This is a genomic window from Nocardioides gansuensis, assembly GCF_003076135.1.
GTDB lineage: Bacteria > Actinomycetota > Actinomycetes > Propionibacteriales > Nocardioidaceae > Nocardioides > Nocardioides gansuensis.
On record NZ_QDGZ01000014.1, the window covers coordinates 1 to 20,384 of the forward strand.

The following is a 20,384-nucleotide window of genomic DNA, read 5'->3' on the forward strand; positions in this document are numbered from 1 at the left end:
ACAACATCCGGCTCACAGCCGGCCTCGAGGACCTGGTGCACGAGCGGACCCACGAGCTGGAGCAGCTCAGTCGCCGCCACACGTCCATCCTCGATGGCGCCGGTGAGGGCATCGTCGGCCTTGACCGCTCCGGACTGGTGACATTCGCCAACCCGGCAGCGGCCGCGCTGCTCGGTCGCGCTCCCGACGACCTGGTCGGGCGTTCCTTCCACGAGGTGACCCAGCCCCACGACGCCGATGGCGAGCCCATCGCGGCAGCCCTCGATCCGGTTGCCGTTGCCCTGATGGAAGAGCGGCGCCGCAGCGTTGCCGATGGAACCTACCGGCGAGCCGACGGGTCGGACTTCCACGTCGAGCTGACGGTCGCCCCCGTCCGGGACAGCGTGAACGGGGCCGGCGCGGACGGGGCCAGCATCGACGGGGCCGGCGCGGTCGTCATGTTCCGCGACGTGACCGAGCGCCGCGCGGTCGACCGGATGAAGAACGAGTTCGTCTCGGTGGTCAGCCACGAGCTCCGTACGCCGCTGACCTCGCTGCGGGGCGCGCTGGGCCTGCTGCAGCATGGCCTGCTGCGCGACACGGATCCCAAGGCGCAGCGGATGGTGCACATCGCGGTGGAGTCGACCGACCGCCTGATCCGGCTGATCAACGACATCCTCGACGTCGAGCGGATCACTGCCGGCAAGCTCGCCCTGCACCGACAGGCCTGGCCCGCGGAAGACCTGGTGGGCCGCGCCGTGGAGGAGATGCGGGGGCTCGCCTCTCAGGCCGAGGTGCACCTCGAGTTGCGTGCGACCGTCGGAGTCGTCGACGCAGACGCCGACCGCATCGTGCAGACACTGGCGAACCTGCTCTCCAACGCGATCAAGTTCTCCCCGGCAGCAGGCACCGTGCGGGTCACCGCGCTGGAGCGGGACGACGACGTGCTGTTCGGCGTCAGCGACGAGGGAACCGGCATCCCCCTAGACCAGCAGGAGGCCGTTTTCGGTCGTTTCGCCCAGGTGGACGCCTCGGACACCCGGGAGAAGGGAGGGTCAGGGCTCGGCCTGGCGATCTGCCGCGGCATCGTCGAGCAGCACGGGGGAGAGATCTGGGTGGACAGCCGGCCTGGCCCGGGGGCCACGTTCTGCTTCACGCTTCCCAAGGTGGATGCCTACCCCGGCCCGGAGACGGCCCCGGACCACGACCCTGCGCTCCCGACCGTCCTGGTCTGCGAGGACGATGCGCCCACCCGGACCGTGATCAGCGACCTGCTGGGCATGCACGGCTATCGGGTGGTCGGCGCAGCATCGGGCGAGGAGGCGCTGACCCTGGCGGCCAAGCAGCCGCCGGACGCGGTGCTGATGGACCCATCCCTGCCGTCCATGGACGGCTGGGCCGCCATCGCCGCCCTCCGGGCGGACCCGCGGACCCGCAACGTGCCGGTGCTCATCGTGAGCGGCCTCCAGCCGGGGGTCGCGCCGGTCGACGTGGACGCGTGGCTGACCAAGCCGCTCGACGTCACCCGGCTCCTGACCGTGCTTGCCGACACCGTCGGCGACGGCGACGCGCGACGACGTGTCCTGATCGTCGAGGACGACCCGGCACTCACCCAGGTGCTCACGGCGCTGTTCGCCGAGCACGGCGTGACGGCGGTGCACGTGAACACCGCCCGTGGCGCGCTGAGGGTCAGCCAAGACCTGGCGCCGGACCTGATGCTGCTGGACCTGCTGCTGCCCGACAGTGACGGGTTCGCGCTGGTCGACTGGCTGCGTGAGGACCCGCGGCTGTGCCGGGTCCCCCTGGTCGTCTACAGCGCACTCGAGCTGGACGAGGGCGCCAAGCAGCGACTGCGGCTGGGCCCGACCGAGTTCTTCACCAAGACCAAGACGAACCCTGAGGAGGTCGAGCGCCAGGTGCTGGAACTGCTCGACGCCGTGGTCGCCGGAGCCACCCGATGACCCGGCGAGCATTGGTCGTCGACGACGACGACATCCGCGAGGTGGCCCAGTACAGCCTGGAGCTGCTCGGGTGGGACCGGTGACCTCGCCACGACCGCGGTCCGAGGCCACCGCGACAGCCCAGGAACGGACGCAGGCAGCCGAACTGGCCTCCCACGGCGACACCCTGCGTGCCCCGACCAAGGCCGCCGAGGCGGCGCTGTCTCGCGCCAAGGCGGGACGGGCGCACGTGCTCACCGCCGAGGACCAGCCCCACCCCAGCCGAACCGCCCCGCGCGCCTCGGAAGAGCACCGGCGACCGGTCCCGCCCGTCGAGCCCACCATCCAGGCCTACTACGCGACCCTGGTCGAGCACGAGCGACTCGACACGACCTGCCACGGACGTCTGGAACGGGCACGCACCCAGGAGCTGCTCACCCGGACGCTACCCGAGGCGCCCGCGCGGATACTCGACGTCGGCGGCGGGACCGGCGTGTACGCGGCCTGGTTGGCCGAGGCAGGCTACGCGGTGCACCTGATCGACGTCATCCCGGAGCATGTTGCGGCGGCGCTCAACGACGGTGCTGCGTTCACCGCAGCCCTCGGTGACGCGCGGCACCTCGACGAGCCCGACGACTCGGCCGAGGCGGTGATGATGCTGGGCCCCCTCTACCACCTGCTCGACCGCAATGATCGTGTCCAGGCACTGCGTGAAGCGCGCCGAGTGCTCCGTCCCGGCGGCACCCTCGCCGCCGCGGTGATCAGTCGGCATGCCGCGCTCCTCGCCTACGCGAGCCGTGGCGAGCTCGACCCCGGTCGCCGGGACCTAGCGCTCGCCACCCTCGGCCACGGGCAACACGACCCGCAGCTCGGATTCACCACAGCCTTCTTCCACACCCCCGACGAGGCGCTCAGCGAGTTCCGCGTGGCCGGCTTCCACGACGTTCACGTGCGCGCGATCGAGGGCCCGATGTGGACTGCGGTCAAGACCTGCACCGACCCCACTCACCAGGACGCCTTGGTCGAGAGTGCCCTGATGTGCGCCCGCGCCGTGGAGACCGACCCGGCCATGCTCGCGGCCAGCGCTCACCTGCTCGCCACCGGTCACGCGTAGCCGACGCCACCAGCCTGCAGTCGAGAACACGGCCTTCTGGTTGCCGTCGACATCGTCAATGGGCTCCGTGCCGCCCAGAGCCGTCCGCACCCTGGTGAGGTTCACCCGGATGTCGTCCAGTGTCCGTGTGGTGTCCATCCGCGGGCTCCTGTGGGGGTGGGGTGCCGCTGCTTGCATGTGGCTGCTCAGGACTGGCGTCGTCGTGGGACTCGGGATCACGTCGTGGCGTGGCCGGTCATCGACTCATGAAAGGGTGATTGAGTTGTCCCACGACGACATCGAGAACATCGGTTCCAACACGTCCACCAACCCGCACATCGACCAGATCGTCGCGACCCGGTACTCCCGACGTTCGCTGATGGTGGGCGGCACGGCCACCGCCGCGGTCCTCTTCTACGGCGGCTCACAGGTGCTCGCATCGGGCGCGGCCGCCTCCGGAGCCGGCCGGCGGGGTCCCCGCATCGGCTTCACGCCGGTGCCGACAAGCTCGGCCGACGCCCTCACCGTTCCCGAGGAGTACACCGCCCAGGTGCTGATCCCCTGGGGCACGCCGCTCTTCGCCGGCACGGAGTGGCAGAAGGACGCCTCCAACACCGCCGCCGACCAGGAGAAGCAGGTCGGCTTCAACCACGACGGCATCTTCTACTACCCGCTCGAGGACGGCGCCGCGGGCTCCCGGCACGGTCTCCTGGTGCTGAACCATGAGTACACCGACGCGAACCAGATCTACACCGCCGAGCAGGGCTCGGCGATCACCCCCGACGCTGCAGGTCGGGAGAAGGTCGCCAAGGCCCTCGCCGGCCACGGCGTGACCGTGGTCGAGGTGAGCCAGAACGCCGACGGCACGTGGAGCGAGGTCATCGACTCGCCGTACAACCGCCGGATCACCGGTGTCACGCCCGTCCAGTTCACCGGCCCGGTCACCCTCGACCACCCGGCGCTGGCGAGTAGGAACGCGCCGATGGGCACGCTCAACAACTGCGGCAGCGGCCCGACCCCGTGGGGCACCTACCTCACCTGCGAGGAGAACTGGAACGGCTACTTCGGCACTGCTGACACCACGTGGGCTCCGACCGCCTCGCAGCGCCGGTACGGCGTGAGCGCCGCCGGGTTCGGCTACTCCTGGCACGTGGCCGAACCACGCTTCGACGTGGCGCTCAACCCCAACGAGCTCCACCGGTTCGGCTGGATCGTCGAGATCGACCCGATGGACCCGCACAGCAAGCCGATGAAGCGCACCGCGCTCGGCCGGATCAAGCATGAGAGCGCCGCCGTCACCGAATCCCGGGGCAAGGCCGTGGTCTACTCCGGCGACGACGAGAACCTCGACTACGCTTACAAGTTCGTCAGCGCCCGGCCGTGGAAGGAGGCCCGCGCCCGCGGCCTCAGCCCCCTGGACGAGGGCACGCTGTACGTCGCCAAGTTCGAGGCCGACGGCACCGGCACCTGGCTGCCGCTGGTCCACGGCGTCGGGCCGCTCACCGCAGCCAACGGTTTCGCCGACCAGGCCGACGTGCTGATCCGCACCCGCGAGGCGGCCGACGCGGTCGGCGCCACCCCGATGCACCGCCCGGAGTGGATCTCCGTCGACGAGCTCACCAGCGAGGTCTACCTCACCCTGACCAACGGATCCGGCTACACCCAGGGCCGTGGGGCCACCGAGCCGAACCCGGCGGTCAACAGCGAACGCAACCCCAACCCCTACGGCCACGTGCTCAAGTGGCGTGAAAAGGACCGCGACCACACCGCTCTTACCTTCGAGTGGGACATCTTCGTCCTGGCAGGCGACCCGGTCTACGACGAGAAGGCGAACGGGCTAACAGGCGACAACATCTTCGGCTCGCCCGACGGCATCTGGCTCGACCCCGACGGCCGGTTGTGGATCCAGACCGACATCTCCAACAGCTCCCAGAACCTCGCCTCGCGCGGCTACGACAACATCGGCAACAACCAGATGCTGGTCGCGAACCCCCGCACCCGGGAGATCAGGCGGTTCCTGGTCGGGCCGCGCGGTTGCGAGATCACCGGCGTCCACACCACCCCCGACCAGCGGACGATGTTCGTCAACGTCCAGCATCCGGGCGAGTCCACGACCCACTGGAACACCCAGTTCGGCACGCCGAGCACGACCAACCCGCGCACCGTCAGCAACTGGCCGCAGTTCGACCCCGCGGGTCGGCCGCGAAGCGCCACCGTCGTGATCCGCCGCAAGGACGGCGGGGTGATCGGCAGCTGACACCGGCAACCAGGTACGCCGCCGGGTGATGACCCGCGCTACCCGGGTTTCGGCTGGCGGGCTGGGCGAGATCCGGTCGATGGCCGAGGCCAGGGCGGCCGCCAGGCGCACCTGCCGACCGAGGTGAGTGCGGACTGCCCTCGGTCCTGCTGGCTGGACTCCATCCGCTGCGAGGACAAGCAGGGGCATGCGCGGCGCTCCGTGAGGATTGTCGGACGTAGCCCCGGGCGTGGAGGCGGTCTACACGCCCGGGGCTATCCGCGCATCGGTCGGGCTGCGCGAGGCCTGCTACGGCACGCGGATCTCGAAGCGCTGGGTTGCGATCGAGGTGCGGCCGTAGGGGTCGACGCTCCGGACGGTGACCATGTGGAGGCCGGGTCCCAGGTGGGGGATCGGAAGGGTCCAGATGTGGGAGGAGGGTTCCGGGTTGACCGGACGCTGCGCCCCTGAGAGGTTCTCGCGGAGGGTTCTGATGTAGGTGTCCAGGTTGCCGCCGGGCTGCCCGTTGGTCAGCCCGAACACCGGGGGGTTGTTCTCCATCGGGACGAACCTGCCGTTGTCGAACCGGGCCTCCACACGGTGACGGGTGCCGCCGTCGAAGACGTTGGCCTCGATCACGGGTCGCTGGGCGGACTGCCAGTCAGTGGGGGCGAACCAGGGCGCTGGGCTGATGCCGTTGGATCCGCTGGGACCGGACGGGATCCACACGGGGGTGCCGCTGGCGAGTGTGTGGTTTCCGACTCCGCCGCGCATCGTGACGCGCGACTGGAAGCTCGCGGGGAGGCTGGCCGGCTTGTAGCGCATCCGGTACTCGTTGCCGTCGACGGACAGGAAGTAGTAGCCGTTGGGGTTGCCGTCGGCCATGTCGGCGGCCTGGACGCCGCGCTCATCTGTCGGACCCGAGTTCCAGCCACCGCCGCGGACCTCGGCGAGCACCTGGTGATGGAAGGCTTGGGGCCCGTTCCAGACGGCCGGCTCGACGCCCGAGGGAGTCGGACGCTCCTCGCCGGGCTCCAGGTACATCTGCCAGCTGTTGGAGGTGTCGTGGCCGGAGCTGGAGAAGACGTGCTCGCGGCCGTCCAGGATGTCGAACAGTTGCTGGAGGTTCACGGTGTTCTGCGCCTCGTCGCCGATCGCCTCGGTCCGCAGCGGGATGTGGGTTGTGATCACGACCAGCTTGTCCGCCGGAACATGGGCGAGGTCGTTGGCGAGCCATTCCAGCCTGCGCTGGTCGAGGTGGCCGCGGTAGCCGCGGCCCTGACCGAGGTAGTCGATGTTGTCCATGTTGACGAAGTGGACGTCGCCGTACTCGAAGGAGTAGTCGGTGGGGCCGTAGACGCTCTTGTACGTCTCGGTCGAGTAGGTGTCGTCCGGCACGTCGTAGTTGAGGTCGTGGTTGCCGGGGAGGTTCCACCACGGGATGCCGAGCGTGGAGACGATCTCGTTGTGCGGCCCGAACAGGTCGAGCGGGTCGTTCACCACGTCCCCAGCGGTGATGCCGAACGATGCGGCGGAGCCGCCGAGCTCCTTGATGACGTCGGCACGCATGGCCTCGAGTTCGCCCAGAGTGCGGGTCTGCGGGTCGGCGAAGAGCAGCGCGGTGAAGTCCGTGCCGACCGTGGACTTGTGGAGCGCGAAGTCCACCGACTCCGGCAGCGGTCCGGTGGGCGCGATCCCGGGATACCGGGTCTCGAGGGGGGAGCCGTTCGGGTAGTGGGTGTAGTAGAACTGCGGCAGCTGGTGCTCGTCTACGGGGACCGTGTAGCCGGCCGGTTGGGTGACGAAGACGATGGTCTCCTCGTCCACGCCGATGTTGTAGCGGCCGTTCGCGTCGGTGCTTACGACGTCCCGGCCGTTTGAGACCGACACGTCGGCTACACCGGGCTCGGCCGCGTCCTGGCGACCGTTGCGGTTGCGGTCCTCGAAGACGACACCGGTGGCCGTCTGCGCCGAGCCCGTGTCCTCCGCCCAGCTGAGGGTGGGCTCGACGGCGGTCAACGCCGCCAGAGAGACCGCGGTGGCGAGGAGCACGGTCGGCGCTCTCCTCGCTCTCGGCCTTGAGATCTCAGTCATCTCTCTCACCTTCCGTGTGGTTCGCGCCGGCGGTCGCCGGTCACGTCGACAGGAGCCGCAGGGAGAACCACGCCAGGCCGACGAGCGCGATCGAGCCGGAGGCAGCCATCCCCAGGTGCCGCGACCAGGCAAACCGGCGCGCGAGGAGCAGCAGCGGGAACAGTCCTGCGACAACCAGCGCCTGTCCCAACTCGACGCCGAGGTTGAACCCCAGCAGGGGCCAGACCGACAACCACGCGTCCCCCGAGAGCCCGAAGGCCCCGGCGAAGCCCACCCCATGCAGGAGGCCGAACCCGAACACAGCCAGCAGCCGGAAGCGGGACCGGTCACGATGGACCAGGTTCTGCGCCGCGACGTACGCGATGGACAAGGCGATGAGCGGTTCGACGACCGAGGCCGGGACGCTGAGGGTGGAGGTGGCGGCCAGGATCAAGGTCAGACTGTGTGCTGCCGTGAAGACCGTGACCACGGCGAGGAACTCCCGGAATGTGCGTGCGCCGATGAGCAGCGCGACGAGGAACAATAGGTGGTCCAGGCCATGGAGGATGTGGTCGAAACCGAGGGCGGCGAACCGGTAGACCTGACGGGCCACACTGGCCTCGCCCACGACGAGGTCGCGATGTGCGGAGTCGAAGACGAACCGCCCACCGCCGCCGGCCAGCTCGTAGTCGACAACGTTGCTGTGCCCGGGGTCGATGTCGCCGACCAGGACCGCGTACCGGATCTCGAACTCCCCGGCTCCGGGGCAGTCGTAGATCAATGAGATTCGTGCGTAGGGCTCGCCGAACCGCTCCTCCACGCCGGTGTTGGTCAGGTTCCCCGCACAGGCGACCCCGTCTACGAGCACCTGGAGCCGCGAGTCGACGTACTCTTCGAGGATCGCTCGGTCAGCTCGCAGGACCTCGTCCGCGTCGGCCGGCGCACCGCCCCCGGGTTCGCCGATGCCCGCGACAGCAGCCAGGGCGGCGAAGTCGACGACCAGCTCGTAGCGCACGTCCTCGCCGTCCTGCCGGACCTTGGAGTACCCGACGGTGTCGAGGGAGTGGGCGGCGGCAGAGCCGGGTAGCAGGCACAGGACGGCGACGAGCGCGACCGTGCCGACCACCATGAGCTTGTGCGCCCGAGCGCGCGGGGACATGTGGTAGTTCTTCCGTGGGGGACGGGATGGGAACGACTCGCCCCAGACTCTTGCGGCGCGCGCAGGCGCTCCACAAGATCGGTTCCGAGTCCCCGCCGAGTGTTCACGCCAGTTGGTCCAGGGCTTCGGGCACCGTTCATCGGCCGCGCCCGTGATACCGGGTCCTGCGCCACGGGATCGCCGGGAGAACTTCGCCGAGCCAGCCCTTCGCAGTGGACTCGTCCAGCAACTCACGCAGTCGGCCGAAGTGTTCCGTGCTCGGGCCGGTCGTTCCGATTCTCAGGGCGAGCGCGGTCACGGGGTGGACGCTCGCAGGCGGCTATTAGACGGTGCACGTGGGACCGTTGTCCGGCGAGACTCGGTCCAGGCCTTCGGCGGCATGCGCTCCATGCCGCTACCCACCCTCCCCGCATGTGGCTCTGCCGCCTCGTCTTGGGCGTCCCGCTGGGGCTCGGCTTGCCGCGGTTGCTGCTGGCGCGGGGCGAAATACTCGGTCGACTGAGTGGTCCAGGCCGTCCTCGAGGCCGTCCTCGCCTAGCGTCGGCTGCTTGCCCCACGCTGAGCACAACGAGATTTTGTGGTCAGCGGGTGCCGGTCAGGACCCGACAGCAGTGGGCGGCGCTCACGAGTGGGGCCACTTCCATGCGTACCAGACGTTCGGCGTGGTTACGGCGATTTCCAGCCTGCCGAACAGCAGGTAGTAGACCAGCTGGAATTGGGAGAGCACACCCGGCGCGGCTTGGCCCCGCTGGACTACACCCAGAACGCGATCAACAACCGCTGGTCGCGCCGTGCTTCCCTCGACCGGCGCCCGGTGCGCCCGTATCCGTCCCGAACGGCTGGAACGAGCTCGACGATCCTGAGCTGCGTCCGGACCGGTGACGATCCGGACCGTGCTGGACCGGCTCGAGCGCGCGGCGACCCGTCCCGGACCGTGCTCGTGATGGAGCAAAACCCGCCCGAGATCACCTGAGGCGCGTCAGCGGGCCTGCTGCTCGGCGACCCAGCTGGCGACCTGGGGCCGGGAGGTCATGCCGAGCTTGGCGAGGATGTGGTCGACGTGGGTCTCGGCCGTGCGCTGGGGATGACGAGCCGAGCGGCGATCTCTCGGTTGGTAAGGCCTTCGGCGAGGAGCCCGGCGACCTCCCGCTCGCGCGGGGTCAGCCCGCCGGGGGCCTCCGGCCCCGGGCCTCGGGCCGGGGTGGTGGCCGCTGCCTCGGATCCAGGGGCGTCGCCGTCGTCGCCCAGGGCAAGCGCCACGGCTTGGTCGAAGGAGTACGACGCACCCTCCGCGGAAGCCTCTTCGAACCGGGTGGACTCGAACTTGGCGGAGCCGAGGGCTGCCCGCAGGGCGTCCTCGGACCGCCTGTCGAACACGCTGTACGCGGTCGTCTCGTCGACCTTCGTCCCGCTCGTCCGCCAGACGGCCTGGGACGCGCCGAGCAGCCGGGCCGCCCGCTCGTCGGGGGACGCGAAGGCAGCACACCAGGAGAGCGCCTGGACGCCGAAGCTGATGCCGGTCAGGTCCTTCATCGGTTGGAACAACCGGACCGACTTCCGCAGCGACCGCGTCGCCTCGTCAAAGTGCCCGGCCCGCCACTGTGCGATGCCGACCGCCCAGAGCGCGTAGGCCGTCGACGACTGCGCGCCGTGCTGCTCAGCCAGCGCCAGCGCATCCCGGCTGAACTCGTCGGCCCGGGGATCGTCGAGGAAGAAGGTGCCAGCAGTGAGCAGGATCAACGTGTCGAACTCGCCCAGCGGGTCCCCGACCGCCCGGAACTCCCGGCGGGCCTGATCCAGCAGCTCGATGGCGCCCGGTAGGTCGCCCCGGTAGAGCGTGGCCTGTCCCCGGCACTCCTTGATCCGTGCGTGCAGCAGGTCGTCGTCGAGCCTCGCGGCGATCTCCTCACACTCGGCCAGATGGAGTGCGACGTCGCCGGATGGTCCGGTTGGGGATCTACCGCGGCAGCTCTTCACCGATGCCCGCCGAACCGACCTCGAGATGCCAGCGCCAGGTGAGGCTAGTCCGGCAGGGCACTGCGGGGCGTCTCAACAATCCAGCACGGTCGACCTGCCGCATTTCGACACTTCGGATCAGCCACTTCCCGGACCCGCGCCCGCGACGCTATAACGCCGACCCGTGCCTCGGCAGTTCGCGGACACGCATCCGTCCGAACCGACCGTTGACAACAAGAGGGGAGGCTGCTGGTGGCAGGGAGGCGTCCGGAGCGCTTCCGAACCCACGACCCTCCCGTTCAGCTCAGTGGTCGAGCCAGCTGCGCAGCTTTCGGGTGGGAAGGTGTTCCAGCAGGGATGGGTACTCCCGTTCGAGCTCGGCGGCCCGTCCCTGCTCGAGCGCGTGCAGTCGGCCGAAGGTGAAGCCGTTCTCTCCGTCGAGATGCGCTTGGACCCCGATCTCGCGGAGGGTGTCGCGCGCGACCACGGTGTCCTGGTGCTCGCCGAGCATCTGTTGGATGCGTTTGGCCCGGGTGCCCAGGCGTTTGGCTCGCTTGCCGAAGACCGGCCGCGCGGTCTCGGCCGCGTAGCGGAGCCGTTTGGCGGCCTTGCGGACCTCATGGTGGGCGAGGTCCTGCGCGTGCTGGTCCGGAGCCTCTTCGACGGCGCGGTGCCGCTTCCGCACCCGCTTGAGATCGGCCTGGAGTAGCCGGGGCACCCCGCGGCGTATGGGCTGCTGGGCCGCCTCGGAGAACGGGGGAGCGCTGGTGAAGGTGTCCAGCCGGTCCAGCAGCCGGAAGTACCGCTTGCCCGCGAGGGCCAGCTCGGCCTCGGACCGACCCGTGCGGAAACTCGCACCGAGTTCGTTGTCGATTCGTTGAGGCACCGGCCCGAGCACCAGCTCGGCCGGCTGGTGCCGCACCAGCTCGCCGAGCCGCTCCCGCAGGACCTGGGCGTCCCGGGCCGGCGCCAGCACGCCGCCGAGCCACTTCAGCTCCGCACGCAGCCCCTCGGCCGACCCCGGCGCCAGCACGTCGCGGTAGGTCGCCAGGGCCGACCGCAGCCGACGCGCCGCGATGCGCATCTGATGCACACCCTCGTCGTCCCCGGCGCGCAGGCGCAGATCCTCCTGCTTGAGCCGCGATACGTGTTCACTCAAGTACTCGGTCAGCAGCACGCCCGTCGCGTCATTCCTGCCCGGCCGCGTGGCGCGAGACCGCCCCGTTGGGCCGGGTAGCCGCTCGCCGAGCGCCCGGGCGAGCTTGGACGAACTACCCGCGGGGCGGGCGCCGGCGTTGAGCAGCAGCGTCTCCACCGGCTCCAGCAGGTCGGTCCCGTCGACCAGCTCCACCTCCCATTCACGCCAGTGCCCGGGGGGTGAGCCATCTGCGGGGTGCTGCGCGGTTACGTGGTCGTCGCACAGCTCGGCGAGGGTCCTGCCCTCGGCGTCCAGCAGCCGGTGCACCACGCGACGGTTCCTCACCGACATCACCGGCGCCACCTCCTGGTCCCGAACGAAGGCGCGCACATACTCGAGGAGCTCGGCCGGCGCACCCCCGTGACCTTCCTCCAGGGGCCGCCGCACCTCGCTGCGGATGTCCGCGGATACCGGCAGCTTCAGGTGCCATCCGGCGTCCGCACCGCCGGTGCGGCGTCGCAGCGTGATGCCGGCCCTAGCGAGCGCCAGGCCCGCGGTGTCGAAGTACGTCGCGTCGAGCTCGACCTCGTCTGCTGGTGCGACCCGGTCCACCTCAGGCACGCTGGTCAGCTCCGGGACCCTGGCACCGGGCGGCACGTCGTACTTGCGCTCGACCTCGGTGTGCTGGTCAGCGACCACAAGACGATGTTCCTCCCTGCCATCGACGGTCGCAACATCCCGCCCAAGGTCCGTCCGCAACGAAGCGTGCCCGGGGTGCCACAACGTGCTATTGCCGGACATCCCAGGTCGCTCCATCCTGAGTGGATGCACCCAGCAGACCAGGTTCCTGCCGTCCCCGCGCAGCGTCGGGGCATGCGCACGGTTCTGCACACAGAGACCCGAGCGCTGACGGACATGATCGACCGGCTCACGATCCGCTTCCCGCGGCACTCGAGAGCCACCGTCGCCGAGGCCGTCAGTCAGGCACACCAACGGTACGACGACAGTCACTTCCGGGAATACGTTCCCGTGCTCGTCGAACGCGAGGCCCGCCTGAAACTGGAACGCACCGCGGCGCAGGCCGCGCCGACCCACGAACCGTCCTCAGCGCCGCTACAGGCCGGCGTCGGGTGACGGGCAGACCCCGGCCCCGGTGCTGACGCCCTCTGCCCGGCCAACTCGAGATGACTCCCGCAAGGCGCCAGGAACGCCCCTCTCCGCACGGGCCCAGGCACAGGACGAGGAGGCCCGTTCCTCCTGCGGAACCACCCGGCTCGGAGAGCACGTCGAGCGTTCCCGCCAGGGCGTGCTCTCGTCCCAGCACGACCCGCCAGACGATGCCCAGGACGAGGTTCGTCCAGCGACTGACGCCGGAGGCTAGGCGAAGACGGCCTGGACGACCCAGTCGACGAATATTTCGACGAGGGCCACGGCCACTCGGGCCAGCACCGCGGCAACGATCGTTTCCATCTGAACCTCAATTCTGATTCCACGGCAGGCTAGATTTCTTGCCTCGACCGTAGGGTGCGGGGCAGACGGGGCGGGCACGTGAGGCTGGCGCGACGGTGTCGTGTCGAATCAGGAAAGTGTTGGTAAACGGATCCGTTCACCGCGCCTTCGCGGCCTCGGGGATTAGTCCGGCGGCAGTCGCACCCGCGTGTCCCGTGGGCCCGGGGCGTTCGGCGTGCTCGGCCCCGGGGGCGGCAGCGGTGCGGATGCGCGTGGCGATCGCGGCTGCCAGCATGGCGGCCGCCGCGGGGGTCAGGCCCAGCGTCCAACCGATCGGGCCCAGGGGCCGGTTGCCGAAGAAGTGGGCGATTCCCGGTGTCTGCACGCTCACGACCAGGGCGGCGATCGAGGCCAGGCTGGCGGCGATGACCAAAGGGCTGCGGCGGCCGACGAGCAGCGTCTGTCCGAGCTGGGCGCCGACCAGCGCGACGAGCGCGACAGTGGCGGCGTGGGACCGGGTCCCGGTCGCACGGCCCATCGCCCAGGCGGTCGTGGCGGCGATGGTGGTCACGGTGGCGCGGATCCAGATCTCGCGGCTCAGGGCGGTCCCCAGCGAGACGTCCGGCCCCTCATGCAGCAGCTCATCCGGGCTGACGTTGGGGGGTCGTTGTCCCGCGATGGCCATCGCAGGCAACACATCGGTCAGGAGGTTCACCAGCAGCAGCTGGCGGGCGTTGAGTGCAGATCCGGAGCGGGTGGCCACGCCCGTTCCCAGCGTGAACGCGATCTCGGCGATGTTCCCGCCGATCATGACAGCCAACGCGTCACGGACCGAGGCCCACAGCGCCCGCCCTTCGACGACGGCATCGGTGATCGTCTCGATGCGGTCGTCGGTGATCACCAGGTCGGCGGCCTGCTTGGTCGCATTGGTGCCACGAAGGCCCATCGCGATGCCGACATCGGCCGTCCTGATCGCCGGTGCGTCGTTGGCGCCGTCACCAGTCACCGCCACGACCCGCCCGTCGCGGCGCATCAGCTCCACGATCCGCACCTTGTGCATCGGGCTGGTCCGCGCGAAGACGACCGTCTCTGCGAGCGCACCTGCCAAGGACAGGTCGTCGAGCTCGTCGAGCTCGGGCCCGGTCATGATCCCGCGCCCGTCCAGCAGGCCGAGCTCAGCGGCGATCGCCTCCGCGGTGCTCGGGTGGTCCCCGGTCACCATGACCACATCGACACCGGCAGTGTGCAGTGTGCGGACCGCCTCTGCGGCGCTGGGCCTCACCGGGTCCGCCAGTGCCAGGAGGCCCAGGAAGCACAGGCGGGTCAGCCGAGCCTCGGTGAAGTCGGTGCGCCCGGACGCGGGTCGATCGGCGACGGCCAGGACGCGATAGCCGCTGCGCGCCAGCCGGTCGATCTCTGCTGCGACCTCGCGATGCGCGTCGCCGTCGAACTCCACGATCTCCCTGTCCCGTAGCCACGTGGTGCACCGCGGTACGACCACCTCGGGCGCACCCTTGACCGTGATCCGACTCCCGGTCGGGCATCGGCCAAGGGTCGCGTGGTACCCCCGTGCCGGCTCGAACGGCAGCTCGGCAGCGAGCTCCCAACCCGCAAGCCCGGTGGAGGGCTCGACCCGGCAGCGGGCAGCGCCTTCCAGGACCGCCTCGTCCGTCGGGTGTGCGACCGGGTGCGGCGTGTTCTGATGTGGGGTCGCCCGAAGAGCCGCCCCGAGAATGGTCCGGAAGCTTGGCGTCAATGACGCGGTGCGCTGGTCTGTGCGGCCGTTAGAGACGGCCCGGAGCCGGATCCTGCCCTCGGTGAGGGTGCCGGTCTTGTCGAAACACAGGGTGTCTACCCTGCCCAGGGCCTCGATGGTCGCCGGCTGCCTGACCAGGGCGTTGCGGTGCGAGAGCCGACCCGCGGCCCCGAGCTGCGCGACGGTGGCCACGAACGGCAGTCCCTCGGGAACCGCGGCAACAGCGAGGCTGATCGCGGTGGCCAGGGAGCCGTACAGGGGCCGTCTCCACAGCAGGCCGGCGCCGACCAGAGCCACGCCGGCGCCGACAGAGATGGGGATTGTGGTCCGGGTCAGCGAGCGGAGCCGCGCCTCCACCCCGCCGGGCCGCGAGGTGCGGGCCGCCGCCCGCGCCGTCCTGCCGAGCTCGGTCGCACCGCCGGTGGCGACGACCACGGCCCTGCCGTGCCCGGCGGCGATGGCAGTGCCCTCGTGCAGCATCGAATGACGGTCCGCCAGAGCCGTTGCCACCGAGGGTTGCGCACTCTTCAGGACCGGTAGGGACTCGCCGGTCAGGCTGGACTCGTCGACCTCGAGGCCCGTCGCCGCGAGAACCCGGCAGTCCGCGGGGACCGCGTCCCCCGCCTGGAGTTCGATGACGTCCCCGGGAACCAGGTCCCGCGCCTTCGCCTGGGTCGGGGCGCCGTCCCGGCGCAGCCGAACTCGCACGGCGGTGGTGTCGACCAGCCGGTGCATCGCCCGGTCGGCACCGACGCGCTGAGCGCCGCCGATCAGCGCATTCACCCCGAGCACGGTGCCGATCAGGACGGCGTCGACCATGGCGCCGCTGACTGCCGAGGCTCCAGCCGCCATCGACAGGGTCGGGGTGAGCGGGTTCGCGAGCTCCTCCATCGTTGCTCGGGTGATGCCCGGCGTCGCCTGCCCGTGGCCGTCCGTCGCGGCGCGAGCGGCGAGCCGCGCCCGCGCTTCCTGCTCGGTGAGCCCCTCGGGAGCCGACCTGAGCCGCTCCAGGGTTGCCGCCGCGGACAGGACGTGCCAGGAGGTCGGGTCCCTGGGCACCGGGGTGGGACGGCGGACCAACGTCGCCGCGGACCACGTCCCCGCCGCGACGCTGAACAACGTCGCACCGTGGACAGCGACCATCGCCCGACGCGCCGAGCCACGCGCAGGTCCGGTGAACACCAGCAGCGCGCCGAACGCCGACCCGACCAACGCCAGCGTCGCGCTGCGTCGGCTGGCCGTTCGAGCCGCGGGGACGGCGTCCAGCAACTGGCACACCTCGGTCAGACCCGGGCCGCACAGCAGGTGCGCACCCCAGGGCGTCGCGGACGAGGGACCGAGCACGCCGATGCCGCAGTCGGCAGCGGTCAGCGCCTCATCGCCGGTCCGCGACACCAGGACGACGCCGCGCCCGGCCTGCTGGAGGGCTCGAATCGAAGCGGCCAGCCGGCGGCCACCCGGCACCACCTCGTCTACGGACAGTCGCTTGCCGAGATGGGAGGTCGCGTTCGCCAACACCACCTCTCCGGTGTTGCGTGCGGTGGTGACGAGCTCTTCGGCGAGCGGGTCCAGCTCCGGGACAACGGTCACGATGCCGACTCGTCGACCGTTTCTTGTCATCAGCAACGTCGCCGAAGCGCGGCTGGGCAGCGCGCTGCCATCGCGGACGGGTTTACCTGCGGGCTCGCGAGTTCGCCCCCGCACCCGGTGCACGGCCCAGCCGTCCTGACTTCGCGAGCTGTGGGCGCTTGCCGGGTCAACGAGCTCGTGCGCTCGCACGTACAGCTCGACCGGGTCGGCCCGAGCGTCGAGTGCGCGCACCTCACGGATGAGGTGCCTTCCGGTGACAAGGACGGATGAATCCAGGACCGTGACATCGATGCGGTCGAGTCGCCGCAGAGCCGCCGGGTCAACTGCCACGACTCCTCGCTTCGCCAGCCCCTGACCCAGCTGGGCGGCGAAGACCTCACGCCCCACGCGCGCGGCGGTCGACGTACCGGCGAGCAGCAGGCCGAACGCGCGCGAGGGGCTCCGGGTCGCCGCCAACGCGAGACCCGACAGGGCCAAGGTCGTCCAGGAGGCGAGTCTGGCGTACTGCTCGACCGGACCAACGGGCAGCGGCGCCGGCCGCGGCTGCCTGGCGATCGGCGCAACGCTCTGGGCGTCGGCGAGCTGCGGTTCTCGTTGGAGCCACGCGGCCTGCCACGCCTGCGCCTCGGTGAACTCGGAGAGTCGGCGCGCCACGTCGGCGAGGAGGCCGGCCTCGCCCTGGGCCAGCCCCATGGTACCTGCACCAGTCAGCGCGGTCCCGAGGCCCGCGGTCCGGGCCCCCAGACCGGCGACCAGCCAATCGTGCGCCTTGGGCGAGGACTCCACCAGCGACACCAGCCACGGCACGGCTACCGGGATCGGTGGCACCCGAAGGGCACGGCCAGCGAGGGACAGGCCCAGGGCAGTCACATCCGCAGCAACCGCAGCCACCGGGACGATCAAAGACTCGACGTCACCCGGATGCGGCCACGACTGCCCCACGTCCTCGGGGACCAGTCCCGCCTGGCGCTCCTCCTCTTCGATCACCTGGACCAGGGCCTCGACACTCAACTGATCGTCGTCGAAGTCGACAACCACCCGACCCAGCACGCCATTGACCGCAGCGGCATGGACGCCGTCCAGCGCAGCCAGCCGCTCCTCCAGCGCTCGGGCCAGCTTCGCGCCGTCCGGACCATCGACACCCAAGACCTGCACATGTGCGCGGCCGCCGTTCACCCAGGCGCGCCGTCGTGACCGCCCGACCAGGACCGAGCTCGCTCCGCGCACTGACGCCAGCGCCGCGCCAATCGAGGCCAGGCTCGGCGGGCGCGGTAGGCGCACGAGGACCTCCACAGCAAGAGATCGGGAAGACGAAGCCCACCGACGGCGCAAGGCCGCCGGTGGGCGGATCCCTCAGGACCCGGATCGTTGCGACGGGCGAGAGGGGGCTCCAGCGACAGAGCAAGCGCGCTTCGCGACAATGGTGCCCGCCGCGACGGCGGCGGCCACCGGCCAGTCGATGATGCCGATCAGGGCACCGGCGCCCAGGCCCGTGTAAAGGGCGACCTCGTCACGCGGTGGCATGTTCGAGCCGACAATGCGCGCGGCGCCGCTCACGTCTGCTCTGCTGACATGCGGATGCGGGATGTGCACCTTCGGCACGGTCAGTGAGGGCATTCCCGGATGCGGGACGTGAATGCTTGGCGTGTGCACCTCCGGGACCCGGAACTCGGCAGTGACGAACGGGAGCGTCACCGTCGCGGTCTTCGATTTCTTCACGGTTCGAGCAGAAGCCGCGCGCGTAGCCGTCGCGGATCCGGTGGCCGACTTGCGAGGCTGTGATGCCTTCGTCGTGCTCGTGGCAGCGCGCTTCCTGACTGCCTTCGTTTCGCCTGCCTTGGTTTCAGTCTGAGTTGCCATGGCCACCCCCTCGGATGCTCGTGAGTGTCTGGCTGACGGATGTCAAAGCAACACTCCATGCTAGGCCCGCAGCGCAGGCGAGCACAGGGCCGACGGGCCCTCTCTTGGGACAGATTGCGTGCGATCATCGACCACACGGCCGCTGGTGAGCGCGTCGATCGAGATCCACTCCGGGCGGTGCATCCGGGTGGCGCCGACCGGCGTCGGCCGCCTCGCGGGTGCAGATCAGCACGTCGGCCTGGTAGGCGAAGCCTTGGCTGCGGTCAGCCGCCCGACGCCGTGGACCAGCGGCAGCCAGGTGCCGGTAGCGTCGACCTCGAACCGGCGACGTACAGCGCGCCCTCGTCCAGGGCCTCCTTTCCACGGGCGGGCGCTGATGAACTTGAGGAGCTGCCCGCCGAGCAGCCGTCCGGTCGCCCGGTCGCCGGTGAGGCGGACGCACAGTGACGAGGCGCCCGGGTAGGCCTCGTGATCGTCCACGTCGTCCTGCACGCTGAGCGGATCGAAGCCCCGCGGCCTTCGCCTCGCTACCAACCAGGCTGACCTGCACCGGGGGGTCGAGCTCGAGGCAGCGCTCGAGGCAGCGGCGGGGCGGCCTCGATTCCGCCATCGCTTCCCGTATCGCTGCGTGCATGACCTCCCGGTGGTTCCGGCGGTGCGGGGGGTGACGTCGGCCACTCTCAGCATTGCCAAGCTGCGGGCGGCTCGTTCATTCCCTCGCTGCTCGAACGCGGGCCGGCCACCCGACAATTCGTCAACACACCCCCCGCTGGGCCCAACAAGCGCGGACGTTCGGGGGCCCGGTCAGGAGGGCCGCACGCTTGTCCCGATCTGCGCGCGGCAGATCCGTCTGAGTAGCTCGTGCGCCACCGCCGTTGGTTGGAGGTCGACCACTATCCGATGCGGTCCGTCGGCGTGGCGTTCCAGGCTGGTGACCCCTGCGGAGTTCACCCGGACCCAGCCCTGGGCGAAGGTGAACAACTCGGGCCGTACGGCGGCCAGGACCGCGATCGGATCGTGCGGACTGTCCGGCCGGCCAAGCCAGGTCCGAAACTGACGGATCTCGGCCGACAGCAGCGCCCCCAGGGCTCCGCACGCCTCGATGGCCGCGATCTCCTCCTCACTGAGGACGACGCGCTTGGTCTGGTCGATTCCGGTCACCTCCGCCGGCACCCCGGCAGCGAACACGGCCTGCGCTGCAGCCACGTCGCACAAGATGTTGGCAGGGCACCGGCATGACGGCCCGGCTGAAGTGCTCGCGCAGCAGCGCGGCGGTGCGGGGCGGGTCCTCGAGCGGGGCGAGGTGGCCGACACCGCGCAGGACGGCGAAGCGGCCGTTGGTGATGCCCGGGCGAGGTGCTGGTGCTGGGCAGCGGGCGTGACCGGGGTCGTGATCTCGTCGAGGCGGCCGGTCACGTCGAAGTGTCCCAGTGCCTCGCAGACGAGGGCGTAGCTCTCCGGGTCGACCGAGGCCAGGTCGTCCACCGCCGCGCGCGAGAGGTCGGTCGGTTCGGCCTGGACGCGGCTGCCGAACCAGCGGCCGGGCGAGGATGCCACCATCGGCGCCATGCCCTCCGCCCGTACGAGTGCGGCCCGGTCGCCCACGCCTGCGGCGTACCGAATCTGGCGCCGCTGCAGAACGCGGCTGCGGCCCGGAAGCGGGCAGGGTGGTCGAGGAGCAGCTGCAGGCCGACCGCGCCCCCGACCGAGTCGCCGGCATAGAGGTACGGCGTCGCGGCCGCGTCGGCGCCGACGGCACTGTCGACCGCCGCGAGGACGGCCGAGGCCAGGTCGCCGAGGCCGAAGTCCGCGCTCGTTGCGGGGCTCAGCCCGTGGCCAGGGAGGTCCCAGCCGACGATGTGGAGTTCGCCGAGCTCCGCGGCGACCGTGCCCCACAGGCGGTCGACGCGGGTGCCCAGCGAGGGTCCGACAACAGGAGAGTCCAAGAACTCGGTTAGCCGCGCTGCCTCGCTACGCTGAGACGGTCGAAGGGACTGCCATGGAGACTGTTGCGCTCACGCACGGTGGCGGTGCCTAAAGGGGAGGCCTTGTCGTTGTGCCGACGCCGTCATCCCGGGCTCGTGGCGAGCACGCCTTATCAAGTGAGGACTCGAGACCCTTGGCCTCGGTCAGGAGATGTGTGGTCGAAGAGGGC

12 protein-coding genes and 1 pseudogene are annotated in these 20,384 nt (G+C 70.4%); 4 read left to right on the plus strand and 9 right to left on the minus strand.

All coding sequences use genetic code 11. The annotated features are described in order from the left end of the window. The 3 genes from DDE18_RS21465 to DDE18_RS21475 form a co-directional block, all read left to right on the plus strand. Positions 1 to 1,940, plus strand: a 1,940-nt coding sequence (locus tag DDE18_RS21465) for a response regulator (protein WP_116574462.1), incomplete at its 5' end; no start/stop codon positions are given. A 79-nt stretch (positions 1,941 to 2,019) separates the two neighbouring features. Next, on the plus strand, positions 2,020 to 3,033 hold the full coding sequence (locus tag DDE18_RS21470) for a class I SAM-dependent methyltransferase (protein ID WP_211754685.1): 1,014 nt from the start codon (positions 2,020 to 2,022) through the stop codon (positions 3,031 to 3,033). Between the two features lie 262 nt (positions 3,034 to 3,295). After that, entirely contained in the window at positions 3,296 to 5,269 is a 1,974-nt protein-coding gene (locus tag DDE18_RS21475) for a PhoX family protein (RefSeq protein ID WP_211754686.1), read from the plus strand. A gap of 288 nt (positions 5,270 to 5,557) precedes the next feature. Here the strand turns inward: DDE18_RS21475 and DDE18_RS21480 are convergent, their stop codons facing one another. From DDE18_RS21480 to DDE18_RS21500, 4 genes are all read right to left on the minus strand, one after another. Beyond that, positions 5,558 to 7,342 carry a calcineurin-like phosphoesterase C-terminal domain-containing protein gene (locus DDE18_RS21480; protein WP_116574465.1) on the minus strand — a complete coding sequence of 595 codons (1,785 nt, stop codon included), beginning with the start codon at positions 7,340 to 7,342 and terminating at the stop codon, positions 5,558 to 5,560. A 40-nt stretch (positions 7,343 to 7,382) separates the two neighbouring features. Beyond that, a complete protein-coding gene (locus DDE18_RS21485; protein WP_116574467.1) occupies positions 7,383 to 8,480 on the minus strand; it encodes a HupE/UreJ family protein in 1,098 nt (365 codons plus the stop codon). A gap of 1,029 nt (positions 8,481 to 9,509) precedes the next feature. Further along, a complete protein-coding gene (locus DDE18_RS23865) occupies positions 9,510 to 10,457 on the minus strand; it encodes a LuxR C-terminal-related transcriptional regulator (protein ID WP_116574468.1) in 948 nt (315 codons plus the stop codon). 283 nt (positions 10,458 to 10,740) lie between these two features. Next, positions 10,741 to 12,273, minus strand: coding sequence for a CYTH and CHAD domain-containing protein (locus DDE18_RS21500; protein ID WP_245916926.1), 1,533 nt, complete (start codon positions 12,271 to 12,273; stop codon positions 10,741 to 10,743). A gap of 174 nt (positions 12,274 to 12,447) precedes the next feature. On the opposite strand from DDE18_RS21500, the gene DDE18_RS21505 reads away from it, so the two are divergent. Next, positions 12,448 to 12,708: a three-helix bundle dimerization domain-containing protein gene (locus DDE18_RS21505; RefSeq protein ID WP_211754687.1), complete on the plus strand. Its 261-nt coding sequence runs from the start codon at positions 12,448 to 12,450 to the stop codon at positions 12,706 to 12,708. Positions 12,709 to 13,180: 472 nt separating this feature from the next. On the opposite strand, the gene DDE18_RS21510 is transcribed toward DDE18_RS21505, so the two are convergent. From DDE18_RS21510 to DDE18_RS24310, 5 genes and pseudogenes are all read right to left on the minus strand, one after another. Then, on the minus strand, positions 13,181 to 17,650 hold the full coding sequence (locus tag DDE18_RS21510) for a cation-translocating P-type ATPase (protein ID WP_133241301.1): 4,470 nt from the start codon (positions 17,648 to 17,650) through the stop codon (positions 13,181 to 13,183). A gap of 72 nt (positions 17,651 to 17,722) precedes the next feature. Next, positions 17,723 to 18,229 carry a hypothetical protein gene (locus DDE18_RS22685; protein ID WP_133241302.1) on the minus strand — a complete coding sequence of 169 codons (507 nt, stop codon included), beginning with the start codon at positions 18,227 to 18,229 and terminating at the stop codon, positions 17,723 to 17,725. A gap of 225 nt (positions 18,230 to 18,454) precedes the next feature. Beyond that, positions 18,455 to 18,709, minus strand: coding sequence for a hypothetical protein (locus DDE18_RS21515; RefSeq protein WP_133241303.1), 255 nt, complete (start codon positions 18,707 to 18,709; stop codon positions 18,455 to 18,457). A 324-nt stretch (positions 18,710 to 19,033) separates the two neighbouring features. After that, positions 19,034 to 19,834 carry a nucleoside hydrolase gene (locus DDE18_RS23870; RefSeq protein WP_245916927.1) on the minus strand — a complete coding sequence of 267 codons (801 nt, stop codon included), beginning with the start codon at positions 19,832 to 19,834 and terminating at the stop codon, positions 19,034 to 19,036. 65 nt (positions 19,835 to 19,899) lie between these two features. Continuing rightward, a pseudogene (locus DDE18_RS24310) lies at positions 19,900 to 20,175 on the minus strand (alpha/beta fold hydrolase); the annotation flags it as partial. Positions 20,176 to 20,384 lie beyond the last annotated feature (209 nt).

Coding starts and splice junctions, on each gene's coding strand:
- DDE18_RS21480 (WP_116574465.1), bottom strand. CDS start 7,342: ATGACTGAGATCTCAAGGCCGAGAGCGAGGAGAGCGCCGACCGTGCTC.
- DDE18_RS21485 (WP_116574467.1), bottom strand. CDS start 8,480: ATGTCCCCGCGCGCTCGGGCGCACAAGCTCATGGTGGTCGGCACGGTC.
- DDE18_RS21505 (WP_211754687.1), top strand. CDS start 12,448: ATGCGCACGGTTCTGCACACAGAGACCCGAGCGCTGACGGACATGATC.
- DDE18_RS22685 (WP_133241302.1), bottom strand. CDS start 18,229: ATGGCAACTCAGACTGAAACCAAGGCAGGCGAAACGAAGGCAGTCAGG.